12 protein-coding genes are annotated in these 14,331 nt (G+C 55.1%); 5 read left to right on the top strand and 7 right to left on the bottom strand.

The features are described 5' to 3' along the window. Window positions 1-70 precede the first annotated feature (70 nt). The 4 genes from ACSOSI_RS09275 to fabF all read left to right on the top strand — a co-directional run bounded on the left by ACSOSI_RS09275 (window position 71) and on the right by fabF (window position 4,324). Window positions 71-1,822 carry an AAA family ATPase gene (locus tag ACSOSI_RS09275; protein ID WP_172491118.1) on the top strand — a complete coding sequence of 584 codons (1,752 nt, stop codon included), beginning with the start codon at window positions 71-73 and terminating at the stop codon, window positions 1,820-1,822. 68 nt (window positions 1,823-1,890) lie between these two features. Further along, the gene (fabA, locus tag ACSOSI_RS09270) at window positions 1,891-2,409 is read left to right on the top strand and encodes a bifunctional 3-hydroxydecanoyl-ACP dehydratase/trans-2-decenoyl-ACP isomerase (protein WP_012006178.1); all 519 of its coding nucleotides are present in this window, start codon (window positions 1,891-1,893) and stop codon (window positions 2,407-2,409) included. Window positions 2,410-2,525: 116 nt separating this feature from the next. Next, window positions 2,526-3,053: a winged helix-turn-helix transcriptional regulator gene (locus ACSOSI_RS09265; protein ID WP_115182815.1), complete on the top strand. Its 528-nt coding sequence runs from the start codon at window positions 2,526-2,528 to the stop codon at window positions 3,051-3,053. After that, complete coding sequence (fabF, locus tag ACSOSI_RS09260; protein WP_261129785.1) at window positions 3,050-4,324, top strand: beta-ketoacyl-ACP synthase II; 1,275 nt, start codon at window positions 3,050-3,052, stop codon at window positions 4,322-4,324. Before ACSOSI_RS09265 ends, fabF begins: the two co-directional genes overlap by 4 nt. A gap of 64 nt (window positions 4,325-4,388) precedes the next feature. Here the strand turns inward: fabF and rmf are convergent, their stop codons facing one another. From rmf to rlmKL, 6 genes are all read right to left on the bottom strand, one after another. Next, complete coding sequence (gene rmf / locus ACSOSI_RS09255; protein ID WP_012006175.1) at window positions 4,389-4,559, bottom strand: ribosome modulation factor; 171 nt, start codon at window positions 4,557-4,559, stop codon at window positions 4,389-4,391. A gap of 271 nt (window positions 4,560-4,830) precedes the next feature. Beyond that, window positions 4,831-5,388 (bottom strand): membrane integrity-associated transporter subunit PqiC, encoded by a 558-nt coding sequence (gene pqiC / locus ACSOSI_RS09250; RefSeq protein WP_012006174.1) that lies wholly within the window; start codon window positions 5,386-5,388, stop codon window positions 4,831-4,833. After that, complete coding sequence (gene pqiB / locus ACSOSI_RS09245) at window positions 5,385-7,031, bottom strand: intermembrane transport protein PqiB (protein WP_012006173.1); 1,647 nt, start codon at window positions 7,029-7,031, stop codon at window positions 5,385-5,387. The genes pqiC and pqiB overlap by 4 nt, the downstream gene beginning before the upstream one ends. Further along, window positions 7,018-8,331 (bottom strand): membrane integrity-associated transporter subunit PqiA, encoded by a 1,314-nt coding sequence (gene pqiA / locus ACSOSI_RS09240; RefSeq protein ID WP_476707263.1) that lies wholly within the window; start codon window positions 8,329-8,331, stop codon window positions 7,018-7,020. Before pqiA ends, pqiB begins: the two co-directional genes overlap by 14 nt. 77 nt (window positions 8,332-8,408) lie before the next feature. After that, window positions 8,409-10,313, bottom strand: coding sequence for an ABC transporter ATP-binding protein (locus ACSOSI_RS09235; RefSeq protein ID WP_115182817.1), 1,905 nt, complete (start codon window positions 10,311-10,313; stop codon window positions 8,409-8,411). 5 nt (window positions 10,314-10,318) lie between these two features. Next, window positions 10,319-12,439: a bifunctional 23S rRNA (guanine(2069)-N(7))-methyltransferase RlmK/23S rRNA (guanine(2445)-N(2))-methyltransferase RlmL gene (gene rlmKL, locus ACSOSI_RS09230; RefSeq protein ID WP_012006170.1), complete on the bottom strand. Its 2,121-nt coding sequence runs from the start codon at window positions 12,437-12,439 to the stop codon at window positions 10,319-10,321. A gap of 103 nt (window positions 12,440-12,542) precedes the next feature. On the opposite strand from rlmKL, the gene ACSOSI_RS09225 reads away from it, so the two are divergent. Beyond that, window positions 12,543-13,646, top strand: a complete 1,104-nt coding sequence (locus ACSOSI_RS09225) for a YcbX family protein (RefSeq protein WP_012006169.1) — start codon at window positions 12,543-12,545, stop codon at window positions 13,644-13,646. 6 nt (window positions 13,647-13,652) lie between these two features. Here ACSOSI_RS09225 and ACSOSI_RS09220 read toward each other — a convergent pair whose 3' ends face one another. Then, on the bottom strand, window positions 13,653-14,201 hold the full coding sequence (locus tag ACSOSI_RS09220; protein ID WP_012006168.1) for a cell division protein ZapC: 549 nt from the start codon (window positions 14,199-14,201) through the stop codon (window positions 13,653-13,655). Between the last annotated feature and the right edge of the window lie 130 nt (window positions 14,202-14,331).

Raw genomic sequence — 14,331 nt, 5'->3', positions numbered from 1 at the left:
CTGCATCTATCAAGCTGCCGTTATTCTTGTATAATCGCCCTTTCCCTTTTTGACGATTGCATCTAACACTTTGACCAATAACCGACTTGAATGGCAATCACTGTTGCCGGACGTTACGCCTTATCAAGCGATATTTGATACCGCCGCGCAGTTGGCCCCCGTGTCCTTTGCCTCTATTCAGCCTCGGCTGGAAAACGCACTGACGCTGTTTTGCCATCCACAGTCACCACCGCGTTTCATGTTGTTGAAAGCGCAAGAAACGCGTGAGTATCTGGCGCTGATCGCCCAGGCAGTTGAACAACTGCAGCCGCAGAACACCGCGTTCAAAGGCAGTCACTATGTGATCCAGGGCAGCAAGGTCAGCGTAGAACCCGCCAGCCAGGGTGATGAACCCTTTGCCGCCGGTGGTGCCTGCGTGTATCAAGAGTGGGTTGAACCTGAACAGCTGTTTGGCTGCGTCCGGATCCACAATGGTGAAATCAACCTGCAGCCCGGCCTGGTGCATCAGGCCAACGGTGGTGTACTGATCCTGTCTGCGCGTTCTCTGCTGGCTCAGCCGCTGCTGTGGCTGCGTTTGAAGCAGATGATCACCCAACGTCAGTTCCACTGGGTTTCCCCGGATGAGACACGCCCATTGCCAATTACCATTCCAGCCATGCCGCTGGAATTGCGGTTGATTGTGGTAGGCGATCGTCACGGCCTTGCCGATTTCCATGATATTGAACCGGAGCTGAGTGAGCAGTCAGTTTACGGTGAATACGAGGAAGATCTGCAACTCACCGAAATCGATGACATGGTGCAATGGTGTGGCTACGTCAATAGCCTCATCGAAGAGCAACAACTGCCACCGCTGGCAGCCGATGCCTGGTACCCGCTGATGATACAGGCAGTACGTCACAGCGGCGATCAGGGCAACCTGCCGCTGTCCCCACTGTGGCTCGGCCAACAACTTTCCGAAGCCGCACTGTACGTCGAAGAAGAAAGCATCACTGCCAAAGCATTTGAAGCCGCGCTGAATGCGCGCGAGTGGCGTGAAAGCTATCTTGCCGAACGGATGCAGGATGAAATTGAGCTGGGCCAAATCCTGATTGAAACCGAAGGCGAAGTCGTCGGCCAGATCAATGGCCTGTCGGTGCTGGAATACCCTGGCCATCCGCGCAGTTTCGGTGAACCCTCCCGTATCAGCTGTGTCGTACATCTTGGCGATGGTGAATTCACCGACGTTGAGCGCAAGGCCGAGCTTGGCGGCAATCTGCATGCCAAGGGCATGATGATTATGCAGGCGTTCCTGATTTCCGAACTGGAACTGGACCAACCGCTGCCCTTCTCTGCTTCGATCGTGTTTGAACAATCTTATGGCGAAGTGGACGGTGACAGCGCCTCATTGGCTGAGCTGTGCGCGCTCATCAGCGCACTGTCGCTACAGCCAATTACCCAGCAGATTGCAGTAACCGGTTCTGTCGACCAATTCGGTAATGTGCAGCCGATTGGCGGCGTTAACGAAAAAATCGAAGGCTTTTTTGAAGTTTGCCAACGTCGGGGTTTGACTGGCAAACAGGGCATTATTCTGCCCGCCACCAATGTGCGCCATCTGTGTCTGCATCAGGACGTGGTCGATGCGGTGCGCGAGGGGCAGTTCCATCTGTGGGCCGTCAATAGCGCTGCGGAAGCCTTGCCATTACTCACCGGTTACCCCTACTCTGATGAACAGCAACCGAACCTGTTAGCTGCCATTCAGGAACGGATAGCACAGGTGAATCCGCAGGAACGCCGGCGCTGGCCATGGCCGCTTCGTTGGCTCAACTGGTTCAACCACGGCTGATCGGACTTGTTCAGCGTACACGTGTAAGCTAATCTGCGCCCTTCAATAAAATAAGGTTTACTGAGAACATGGTAGAAAAACGCGACTCCTATACGAAAGAAGACCTCGAAGCATCCGGCCGTGGCGAACTGTTTGGCGCTGGTGGCCCGCCGTTGCCGGCAGGTAACATGTTGATGATGGACCGCGTGGTCAAAATGACCGAAGACGGTGGTACCCACAACAAGGGTTATGTGGAAGCGGAACTGGATATTAATCCAGACCTATGGTTCTTTGGTTGCCACTTTATCGGCGATCCGGTGATGCCAGGCTGCCTGGGTCTGGATGCCATGTGGCAGTTGGTAGGTTTCTACCTCGGCTGGCTGGGCGGCGAAGGTAAAGGTCGTGCGCTGGGCGTGGGTGAAGTTAAATTCACCGGCCAGGTTTTACCTACCGCGAAGAAAGTCACCTACCGCATTAACTTCAAGCGTGTGATCATCCGTAAACTGATTATGGGTGTGGCTGATGGTGAAGTCCTGGTCGATGGTCAGGTCATTTACACCGCCAGCGATCTGAAAGTGGGCCTGTTCAAGGACACTGCGGCGTTCTAACCGCAATCACGGCGGCCTTCCGGGTCGCCGTTTATTTCCCTTAGTTATCTTTTAATCGTTGCGTCCATAGCGGCTAAACAGTAACTACAATAATTGTAGTAACCAGGAGGTATGCCATGCAAAAAACTCGTTTTGATAACATGCCATGCCCAGTAGCTCGCTCACTGGACCGCGTCGGGGAATGGTGGAGCATCCTGATACTTCGCGATGCGTTCCATGGCTTGTCCCGGTTTGATGAGTTCCAGCAGAGCCTTGGACTTTCGCCCACCATATTGACCCGTCGCCTGAAGTATCTGGTAGAAAGCGGCATACTGCATAAACAACGCTATCAAACACGACCGGTACGCTACCAGTACTTGCTCACTGAACGCGGCAAAGATTTTTTCCCGGTGCTTGCAGCCCTGTTTCACTGGGGGAATACCCACCTGGCCGAAGACGGCATCAGTGCCGAACTGGTCGATCGTCGTACCGGGCAACCCATACGCGTGCAACTGATCGACAGCATTACCCAGCAGCCCATTGCGCTGCATAATATTACTTTAGCCCCAGGGCCGGCAGCGACCGACGGCATGCGCCAGCGCGCGGCCCTGATGCTGCAGAACCTTTCTGCATTTCCCCCTGAATCATCCAAGGAGTCACTATGAACACTCGTCGTATAGTCATTACCGGCATGGGCGCCATTTCGCCACTGGGATGCGGCGTAGAGGCTATCTGGCAGCGTCTGCTGAACGGCCAGTCCGGCATTCGTCCGCTGCCAGAAGAGATCGTCGCAGACCTGCAGGTGAAAATCGGTGGTCAGGTGCCCACTTTGGAACAGGATCCCGAGGCGGGCTTCGACCCCGACCTTTCGGTGGCACCAAAAGACCAGAAGAAAATGGACCGCTTTATCCTGCTCGCCATGGCAGCGGCCGATGAGGCTATCCGTCAGGCAGGTTGGGTAGCAGACACTGAAGACAAGCAGGAACGCACCGCAACCGTGATCGCTTCCGGCATTGGCGGCTTCCCGGCTATCGCCCATGCGGTACGCACCACCGACAGCCGTGGTGCCAAACGCCTGTCGCCTTTCACCATCCCTTCGTTCCTGGTTAATCTGGCTGCCGGTCACGTATCGATTAAACATCAGTTCAAGGGCCCTATTGGCGCCCCTGTGACGGCCTGTGCCGCAGGGGTACAGGCCATTGGCGATGCCGTACGTATGATTCGTAACGATGAAGCGGATATCGCGCTGTGTGGCGGTACGGAAGCGGCTATCGACACCGTTAGCCTTGGGGGTTTTGCAGCGGCGCGTGCCATGTCCACAACGCCTGCAGACGCCGCCGCAACAGCCTCACGGCCTTTTGACAGTGCACGCAACGGGTTTGTTATGGGTGAAGGTGCCGGCATGCTGGTGATTGAGACACTGGAGCATGCGCTGGCCCGTGGGGCAACACCGCTGGCTGAAATTGTCGGTTATGGCACCAGCGCAGATGCCTACCACATGACTTCGGGTGCCGAGGATGGTGACGGTGCCTACCGTGCCATGAAAATTGCCCTCAAACAGGCTGGCGTAGCACCGGAGCAGGTTCAACACCTGAACGCGCATGCGACATCCACACCGGTAGGGGATTTGGGCGAAATTAACGCCATTAAGCATCTGTTCGGCACGAACGGCAGCGTAGCGGTTACCTCAACCAAATCAGCAACCGGTCATCTGCTCGGTGCCGCTGGCGGGTTGGAAACCATCTTTACCGCACTGGCGCTGCGTGACCAGATTGCGCCCGCCACACTGAATTTGGAAAGTCCGGATCCGGCTGCAGAGGGGCTGCACCTGGTTGCGAATAAAGCGGAACCCATGGCCATAAGCTACGCACTGTCGAACGGCTTTGGCTTTGGTGGTGTGAATGCGAGTATCTTGCTGAAACGCTGGCAGGGGTAATACCCATTAAACACAAACCTCCGCACTGGGCGGAGGTTGTTCCTTTTATTTGACAGGGAGCCGCTTAAGCGGTCACAGCCCTGTCTTCCATGGCTTCTCGCCAACCTCCCAGCCATTGAGACCGGCTTTCCACAGTCGTTTTATAGGGACAATAATCCTTCGGATGTCCTAAAATACCTGCCTGATAACCTTTCGAATGCGCCCTTTCCAGACGATCGCGTTTCTGTCTCTTCATGCCTCGTTTCCCTCACTTTTTGGTCAGTTGGAAAGAAAACAATGGCTGCTTTTTGTGCAGCCACGTTTAAGCAATAGCGCTAAATGGAGCGAAGATCAATGCGCAAAATTCACGCCAATGTCATATTTGTGAGCTACGCACGCAGAATTTGCTAAGTGGCTGATAGATAGGAAAGAAGCTAACTTATTGAAATAAAATAAAAACCCCTTGCGACGAGAAATCCCAATATTCCTCGCCGCAAGGGGTTAGACCGATTTAATACAAATTATTTCTAAAAACGACCGGCTTGCGCAGCAATATCCTGGGCTTCTTGTTGCCAGCCCTGAGCCAACGTCCGCACCAAGGCATCGTAGCCGTCTTCACCCTGTTTAAGCTCCAGGCTGAATGGACGTTTGGTCAAATTGCCCTGATGGTTCAGCACCCACTCGCCGCGAATGATCGCCTTGCCGTCAAAGCGGCCGTGGAAACCACTGATGGTGACGTTGAGCACATCCTGTTCGCTGCTCATCGGCTGCGAGGACACCACCCAACCCGGCAGCGCGCTGCTCAGGTTAGTGACCAGCGTCTGCTGCAACTGTTGATCCAGCGGGCTGGCCCACAGGTTGTTCTGGGCAATCACATACTGCACGTCATTGGTCTGGTAAACCACACCGCTCTGCGCCAGATAATCCGCCACGCTAACGTGCTCCAGCCAAAGCTGGCGCGACGTCGTGCTACCGCTGACCTGTGCCGGCGAGCCCAATGCCGGCAATTGATAGTAGGTCTTCTGTGGAGTACTGCTACAGGCGCTGAGTAACAGCGCCAGGGCTACCGGGATCCATTTCATCATTTATTGGCCTTCTTCGGCTGAGGATCGTTACTGCCCGCGGCTTCAAATACCAGCGCGTTGCTCTTTTCGTTCAGGGTGCGCAGCACCGGCTGCAGTTCACGCAAGACCTGATCAAGACGTTGCATATCGCCGACCATCTTGTTGTAGGCCGGAGAACCAGGCTGGAACCCTTTCATGCTGCGGTTCAGTTCCTGCAAGGTTTTTTGCATATCCTGCGGCAACGCCTTCATCTCTTTGCTGGCAATGATGTCATTCAACGATTGCATGGTCTGCTGTGTCGACTTCATCGTTTTCTGACTTTCAGCCAACGTTTTGGTCGCTTCGTTGATCATCGGATTCAGCGGCATCGAGTTGATTTTATCCAGCGTCTGCATCAGTTTCTGCTGGATCTGCGCCAGGCCGCCGCTGGTGGTTGGCATCAGTCGGTAACCAAACAGCTCACGTGGCCCTTTATAAGGTTTCTCTTGCGGATAGAAATCCAGATCGATATACAGCGAACCCGTTAGCAGGTTAGCGGATTTCAAAGAGGCACGCATGCCACGTGATTCGGCATCTTTCAAATGACTCTCAAAGTCGAAGTTGCCACCCAACTGTTTCTGGAAGCGATCCGGTTCGATGCGGATCAGCACCGGGATCCGGTAGTCGTTGTCCAGACGCTGTATCATGCCTTTTTTGTAGAACGGTACCTGGCCAACGGTACCCAGACGAATGCCGCGGAATTCCACCGGCGCACCAGGCTGCAGCCCGCGAACCGAATCGGCGAAGAACAGCAGGTAGTCTTTATGCACGGTATACAGCGAATCCTGAATGCTGCGCTGGTTGTCGAACAGGTGGTACTCCGCTTTCGGTTGCGCCAGTTCACCGCGATCCCAGCCGTCCGGCACGTCAAAGCTGACGCCGCCGCTGAACAAGGTCGCCAACGAGCCCATTTCCACCCTCATCCCCTGCGCCGACATATCGAACGCCACACCGCTGTCTTTCCAGAAACGTACGTTACTGGTCACCAACTGATCGTAAGGTGCGGAGATAAATAATTGGTAACGCATGGCACGCATCTTGGGATCAAAATAACTGGTCTCCACCGAGCCAACGCGATAGCCGCGGAACAACACCGGATCGCCGGCGTTCAATTGTCCGGATCTTTCACTGTCCAGCACAATGCGGAGCCCTTTAGCGTCCGGAGAGGCCAGCGGCGGTGCGTCCAGCAGTTGGTAGTCGCCCTTGCCTGCCTTGCCTTTGTTGCCCGGCTGCAGTTCGATATAGGCACCGGAAAGCAGCGTCCCCAATCCGGAAACGCCCCCACGGCCAATCTGCGGCTTCACTACCCAGAAGGCTGAGTCCTGACGCAACAGCTTCTCCATGCCGGTGTTAAGGCGCGCCTCGACCACCACCTTGCTCAAGTCTTCGCTCAGGGTCACCGTTTCCACAACCCCGACGTCAACGCTACGGCTTTTGATTTTGGTTTTACCCGCCTCCAGCCCTTCGGCGGTAGTGGTAACCAGAGTGACCACCGGCCCCTGATGGCTGAAATGGTAAAACAGGATCCAGGCGCCGATCAGTGCGGTGACAATCGGGATGATCCACACTGGTGACCAGCGTTTGATCTTCTCGACGTCCGCGACGCTATGATTATTTTCCGTCACCTTGCGGCTCCTTTTTTATTGTTTCGTTTACGCGATCCCAGGTTAACCGGGGATCAAACGTCATGGCTGCAAACATAGTGAGGATCACCACCATGGCGAACAGCAGTGCGCCAATGTCAGGATAAATGCTCATCAATTGTCCCATCCGTACCAATGCCGAAAGCACGGCAATCACAAACACGTCAATCATTGACCAGCGGCCAACAAATTCAACCACTTCATAAATCAGATGCATTCGCTCGCTGTCGGCCCGTGCCTTGCCGGTCCCGTTAGCGTCCCAACACAGCCAGCCAATCGCCAACATTTTTAGCGAAGGCACCATAATACTGGCGATGAAGATCACCATCGCCACCGGGTAAGATCCTTCTCCCCACAGCAGGATCACCCCGGCCATGATAGTAGAAGTGAGCTTGTTGCCCAATGCCTCGGTAACCATAATCGGCATCAGGTTTGCCGGAATATACAACAAGATAGAGGTGAGTAGCAGCGCCATCGTCCATTGCAGACTGTGCCGGCGGCGCACGTAACCACGGGAATGGCAGCGCGGGCACTGGGTCAGTTCCGCCGGTAAAATGGCCGTGCAACACTGGCAGGAACGCAGCCCCTGACGCAGCCCGGTACGCCCGACTTCCATCGGACGATCAAGGCGCGGTGCGAGTTCAATGTCATTCCACAGCCAGCGACGATCGACACACTGGAAAGCGCGCACCTGTAGCAGGCAAAACAGGCAGTACGGCACAAAGCTGCTGCCGACGCCAATATCACCATAAGCCATCAGCTTAACGAAGCTGACCAGCACCCCGGCCAGGAAAATCTCCACCATGCACCAGGTTTTAAACTGGAAAAGCATTTTGGCCATCCACTCTTTCAAACCGGTGGGGATAGGGACTTTGGCGCACAGCAAAATGATCGCCACCATACAAAATGCCGGGATCAGTTGAACAAATACCATAAACAGCGTGGCCATGCTGGCATAGTCTTCTGCCACCATCACCTGCGGGATTTGGATCAGTTTGATTTCGTTACCAAGGCCGGCAACGCGCATATTGATAAACGGGAAAATATTCGCCAGCACCAGCATAAACAAGGCGCTGAGGGCGTAGCCGATCGGCCGCTTGCGCGGTTCCTCCCAGCGGGAACTGAGGGTAGTCTTACAACGCGGGCATACCGCTTTTGAACCATATGCCAGCGGCGGCAATGCCACCAGCATGTCGCACTGCGGGCACAGCATCAGATTGTCCTGTTGCTGCTTCGCGTGCGTTGCATGGCTGTGCTGCTCGTGATTCTCGTGGGAACACACCATATTCCTCCTTAACAACGTTGCTCACCGGTACGGCAATACCGCCCGCAGCAGCGCGCGGGCGGTATTCTCAACGGTTAGCCGTTTTTCATCGCTTCCAACTCTTCCCAACGGGCGAAGGCTTGTTCCAGTGCCCCTTCGGCCGTAGCCAGCGCCGTCAGCACCTGTTGCGTTTCGCTGTGAGGACGCGTGAAGAAATCAGCATCGCTCATTTGTGCCTGCAGCGCCGTAATTTCCGCTTCCAGTTGTTCCAGGCGTTGCGGTAACTGCTCCAGCTCACGTAACAGGTTATAGCTCAGTTTAGCCGCTGTTTTCTTTGGCTGTTCAGCCTTTTTTTCTGCTACGGGCTTGTTCTGTTCAGCCGTAACCTGGCGGATCGGTTTAGCCGTCGCGCGTTGATGATGCGCGTCGTAATAACCGCCGACGAAGGTGCTGATCTCGCCGTTACCTTCAAAGATCCAGCATTCGGTCACCGAGTTATCAACGAACTGACGATCGTGGCTGACCAACATCACGGTGCCCTGGTAGCCGTCGATCAGCTCTTCCAGCAACTCCAGCGTTTCAACATCCAGGTCGTTGGTAGGTTCATCGAGGATCAATAAGTTACTAGGCTTCAGGAACAGTTTGGCCAGCAACAGACGATTACGCTCACCGCCCGACAAGGCTTTCACCGGCGTCATCGCCCGTTTAGGGTGGAACAGGAAGTCCTGCAGATAACCCAATACGTGGCGTGAACGGCCGTTGACCAATACTTCCTGCTTACCTTCCGCCAGGTTGTCCATGACCGTGCGCTCCGGATCCAGATCCGCACGGTGCTGGTCGAAGTAGGCCACTTCCAGCTTGGTCCCGCAGTGCACACGGCCGCTGTCGGCTTTCAACTGGCTGAGCATCAGTTTCAGCAGCGTAGTCTTGCCGCAACCGTTCGGACCAACCAACGCAATTTTGTCGCCACGTTGTACCTGGGCGGAGAAATTACGTACCAACACTTTGCCGCCAACCTGATAGTTAACGTCTTCCATCTCAAACACGATCTTGCCGGAGCGTACCGCTTCTTCCACCTGCATTTTGGCGGTGCCCATCACTTCACGGCGTTCGGATCGCTCGTTACGCAACGCTTTCAGCGCACGAACGCGGCCTTCGTTACGGGTACGACGCGCCTTGATGCCCTGACGGATCCACACTTCTTCCTGTGCCAGCTTGCGGTCAAATTCGGCATTTTGCAGCTCTTCCACCCGCAGCGCTTCTTCTTTGCTCAGCAGGTATAAATCGTAGTTGCCCGGCCAGGACACTAGCTTGCCGCGATCGAGATCGACAATGCGCGTCGCCATATTGCGGATAAAGGAACGGTCGTGGGAAATGAACACAATGCTGCCCTGGAACTCTTTCAGGAAGCCTTCCAGCCAATCGATGGTTGAAATATCCAGGTGGTTGGTCGGTTCGTCGAGCAACAGTACGCGCGGAGAACTTACCAGCGCTCGGCCCAGTGCCGCTTTACGCAGCCAGCCGCCGGAGAGCGAGGAAAGTTCCGCATCCCCATTCAGGCCCAACTGCAACAGCACTTCGCTGATGCGGCTATCGAGCTGCCACAGGCCCTGATGATCGAGGATCTCCATAATCTGCGCCATGCGCGTCAGGTTTCTTTCGCTTGGGTCGGTTTCCACCAGGTGCGAAATCGCGTGGTAGGCTTTCAGGTGTTCCGCCTGCTCGGCGACGCCTTCGGCCACGAAATCAAACACCGTACCGCCGATATTGCGCGGGGGATCCTGTTGCAGGCGCGCCACAATCAGATCCTGCTCGTAAATCACCCGGCCATCATCCAATGGAATTTCTTTGCCGAGGATCTTCAACAGCGTGGATTTACCGGCGCCATTGCGCCCAACCAGACAAACGCGTTCGTTGTCTTCAATATGAATTTCGGTGTTGTCTAAAAGTGGTGCATCGCTGAAGGACAGCCAGGCACCGGACATGCTAATTAACGACATAGTAATTATTTTCCTTCGCCGGCATGGGTAAGCAGCCAGCAGTTATGAATTTGACGGTTACGGGCAAAGTCCTGCGACTGTGTCTGGGCGGTAATTTCTTTCGCCTCCAGACCCAATGCGCTCAGGCCGGCCATATCCATCTGGAAACCGCGCTTGTTGTTCGAGAACATGATGGTCCCATTACGACGCAGTAACCGTTTCAAATCTTGCATCAGCGCCAGGTGATCGCGCTGAACGTCAAAAGTGTTCTCCATCCGCTTGGAGTTGGAGAAGGTCGGCGGATCGATAAAGATCACATCGAATTGTTCGTCGGCATTTTGCATCCATGACAGACAATCCGCATGGATCAATCTGTGCTGTTTGCCGGTCAGGCCGTTAACCCGCAGGTTTTTCTCCGCCCATTCCAGATAGGTGCGCGACATATCCACCGTCGTGGTGCTGCGCGCCCCACCCAGCCCGGCATGCACGCTGGCGGTGCCGGTATAGGCAAACAGGTTGAGGAAGTCTTTGCCTTTGCTCATCTCCCCCAACATGCGGCGGGCAATACGGTGGTCGAGGAACAGACCGGTATCGAGATAGTCAGTCAGGTTAACCCACAGCTTGGCGTTGAACTCTTCCACCAGCAGGAATTCGCCCTTCTGCGCCAGTTTTTCGTACTGGTTTTTACCTTTCTGGCGTTCGCGGGTTTTCAGGATCAACTGGTTGGACGGCAATTCCAGCACCGCCAACGTGGCGTTGATCACGTCGAACAGGCGTTGACGAGCCTTCTGCGCATCAATGGTTTTCGGCGGCGCATATTCCTGCACCACGACTTTGCTGCCGTAGCGATCCACCGCCACGTTATATTCCGGCAGGTCAGCATCGTACAGGCGGTAGCACTCAATGCCCTGCTGTTTGGCCCACTTGTCGAGCTTCTTCAGGTTTTTGCGCAGACGGTTGGCAAAATCTTCCGCCACTTGTACGCCACCAGCACCCAGCGGGTTTTCTGCCAGTTGGTAATTTTTCTGCACGCAGTCCAACGGACCATTTTTTGCCTTGAACTGGCGCTCGGCACGCAGTTGCAGGCAGCTCAACAGCTCCGGTGAGGCGCTGAACAGTGACAACTGCCAGCCACCAAAAGCGCTTTTCATGATACGACCCAGCATATTATGCAAGGCAATCAACGCCGGTTCGCTTTCCAGACGCTCGCCGTATGGCGGGTTGCAGACTACGGTTCCCGTCGGGCCTTCCGGCAGCGGGTTGGTCAGTTTGGCTACGTCGTTGACGTTAAAGGTAATCAGTTCGGCGACGCCGGCACGACGGGCGTTGCCGCGCGCCATTTCAATCACCCGGCGATCGATATCGGAGCCGAAGAAACGCGAGGTGGTTTCCTGCAGGCCACGACGGGCGCGTACCTGCGCTTCGGTGATCACTTCACGCCACAGATCGACGTTGTGACCATTCCAGGCGGTAAAGCCCCAGTGTTGACGATGCAGGCCAGGTGCGCGATCGGAAGCAATCATCGCCGCTTCGATCAGCAGGGTACCCGAACCACACATTGGATCCAGCATTGGCGTGCCCGGCTGCCAGCCAGAACGCTGCACAATCGCCGCTGCCAGGCTTTCTTTCAGCGGTGCCTGTCCGGTCAGATCACGATAACCACGCTGGTGCAGGCCTTCACCGCTCAAATCCAGCGCTACGCTGGCCATATCGCGCTGCAGGAAGACATTGACGCGAATGTCCGGCTGCTGCTTCGCTACCGTCGGGCGTTGTTCAATCTTGCGGGTAAAACTGTCGACAATGGCGTCCTTGACCTTTAGTGCGCCATACTGGCTGTTGCGGATCTCTTCGTTAACGCCACTGAAGTGAACGGCGAAAGTTTTATCCACACCAAAAATGCTCGTCCAGTCGATCGCCTGTACGCCCAGGTACAAATCCAGATCGCTGTGTACGCGGAATTCATTCAACGGCAGCAAAATACGTGAGGCCAAACGGCTCCACAGCAAGCTTTGGTACAGAAGACGATCGTCACCCTGAAAATGTACCCCACCCTGTACGACTTTACAGGCGTGAGCGCCCAGCGCTTCGAGTTCGCTTTTTAACAGTTCTTCCAGTCCACGCGCCGTGCTGGCAAACAGAGAGTTCATATCGTACTTATCACCAAAAAGAAAATTGTTGCGCATTATAGCTAATCCAGACCGCTTGTCATAAAGTTGCTCCCTTCTATTTACTAATCGCGCGGAGACAAGGGTGATTACGCTAGCCAAACTTTACGTTCATCCGGTTAAATCGCTTCGGGGTTTGCAGCTTTCTCACGCCCAGGTTTCCAGTAGTGGCCTGGCTTTCGATCGCACTTTTATGATCACCGAGCCGGATGGCACCTTTATTACTGCGCGGCAATATCCGCAGATGGTGTTATTCACTCCGGCACTGCTGGCAGACGGCCTGTTCCTGACCGCGCCCGACGGAGAAAGTGCCGCCATCCGCTTTAGCGATTTCGCCGCCGAAGCGCAACCGACCGAAGTCTGGGGTAACCATTTCACCGCCCTGATTGCACCGCAGGCAATTAATAGCTGGCTGAGCGGTTATTTCCAGCGTGACGTGCAATTGCGTTGGCTCGGCCCGGAGCTGACCCGTCGCGTTAAAAAACACCCGGAAATCCCCCTGTCCTTCGCCGACGGTTATCCCTACCTGTTAATTAACGAAGCCTCGTTCAACGACCTGCAACAGCGCTGCCCCGGCAGCATCAAACTGGAACAGTTTCGCCCGAATCTGGTGGTGACCGGCGCCAGCGCCTGGGCAGAAGATGGCTGGCAGGTGATCCGCGTCGGTGACGTGATGTTTGACCTGGTGAAACCTTGCAGCCGCTGCGTACTGACCACCGTCAGTATCGAGCGCGGGCGCAAACACCCGAGCGGCGAACCGCTGAGTACCCTGCAGAAATTCCGCACCGCCGATAATGGCGATGTCGATTTTGGCCAGAATATGGTGGCGCGCAATAGCGGCATTATCCGCGTTGGCGATGCCGTTGAAGTGTTATCCACCAAGCCGCCACGCCCTTATGGCGCAGGTAAAGTGGTGGAAAGCGTGCAGGCACCGCAGGACAGTGCGCAGAACGTCACTATTGATTACGCGGGAACGGTGTTTACCGGCAACAATCAGCAGATCTTGCTGGAGCAGTTGGAACAGCAAGGGCTACGGGTGCCTTATTCATGCCGTGCGGGAATTTGTGGAAGCTGTCGTATTACTTTGGTCAATGGCGAAGTGGCACCGCTGAAGAAAAGTGCGGTGGCCAACAATGGCACCATTCTTTGCTGCAGCTGTATTCCCAAAAGCGATTTGACGCTGGCGTAATCGGCCTTACATCGCCCTGTCGTAAGCCGGGGCTGAGGCTTCATCCTGCGCGCAGGGTTTTAGGCGATCGTGCATCACTTTGATGGCATCGCCCAGCACCATGGTACGGCCGGCCAGTGAAAGCTGGTTCTGCGCCAGCAGGCACAGGCTGGCGTTATCACCGGCTTCCACCACCAGCAGGCGGGCTTCAATGCCGCTTTCCATCACCTTAACCGCCGCCAGTTCGCCGTTCTTCGGTTGCAACGGATAATGTTGCTGCGAGAAATGCCAGCTCTTCGGCATCAGCGGTTTCAGGAAGCGATAAGCCACCAGGGCATTTAATACCAGTTCAGCACGCTGCTCGTGGCTGAGCTTTATCTGTTTGCACTGCTCTTCATAATTAAAATAAAGCGCGGCGTCATCGACACAGAAAGAGCATTCATCGAAGGCATCCGGGGTTAACATTTTGGCCGGGAAACGCGAGCGAAAGATCATCCCATTGGCTAAATCCAGCATTAGCCGATCGTGTTCAGCGTCAAAATACCAACGCCAATTATCGTCAGGTTTTATCTTCATCTCTTATCCTTCTCGCTGCCCATGCCACGCAATATTTACCCCAAAAGGTGATTTTATCACCACTAAAGTCGCTTAAACATCGGATAATTCCGCGAACGATATTTATGCTAGTGGACAAAATATAGACGAG

This window comes from Serratia sp. AR11 (assembly GCF_056376275.1).
This window is presented reverse-complemented; position numbering and strand designations above follow the sequence as displayed.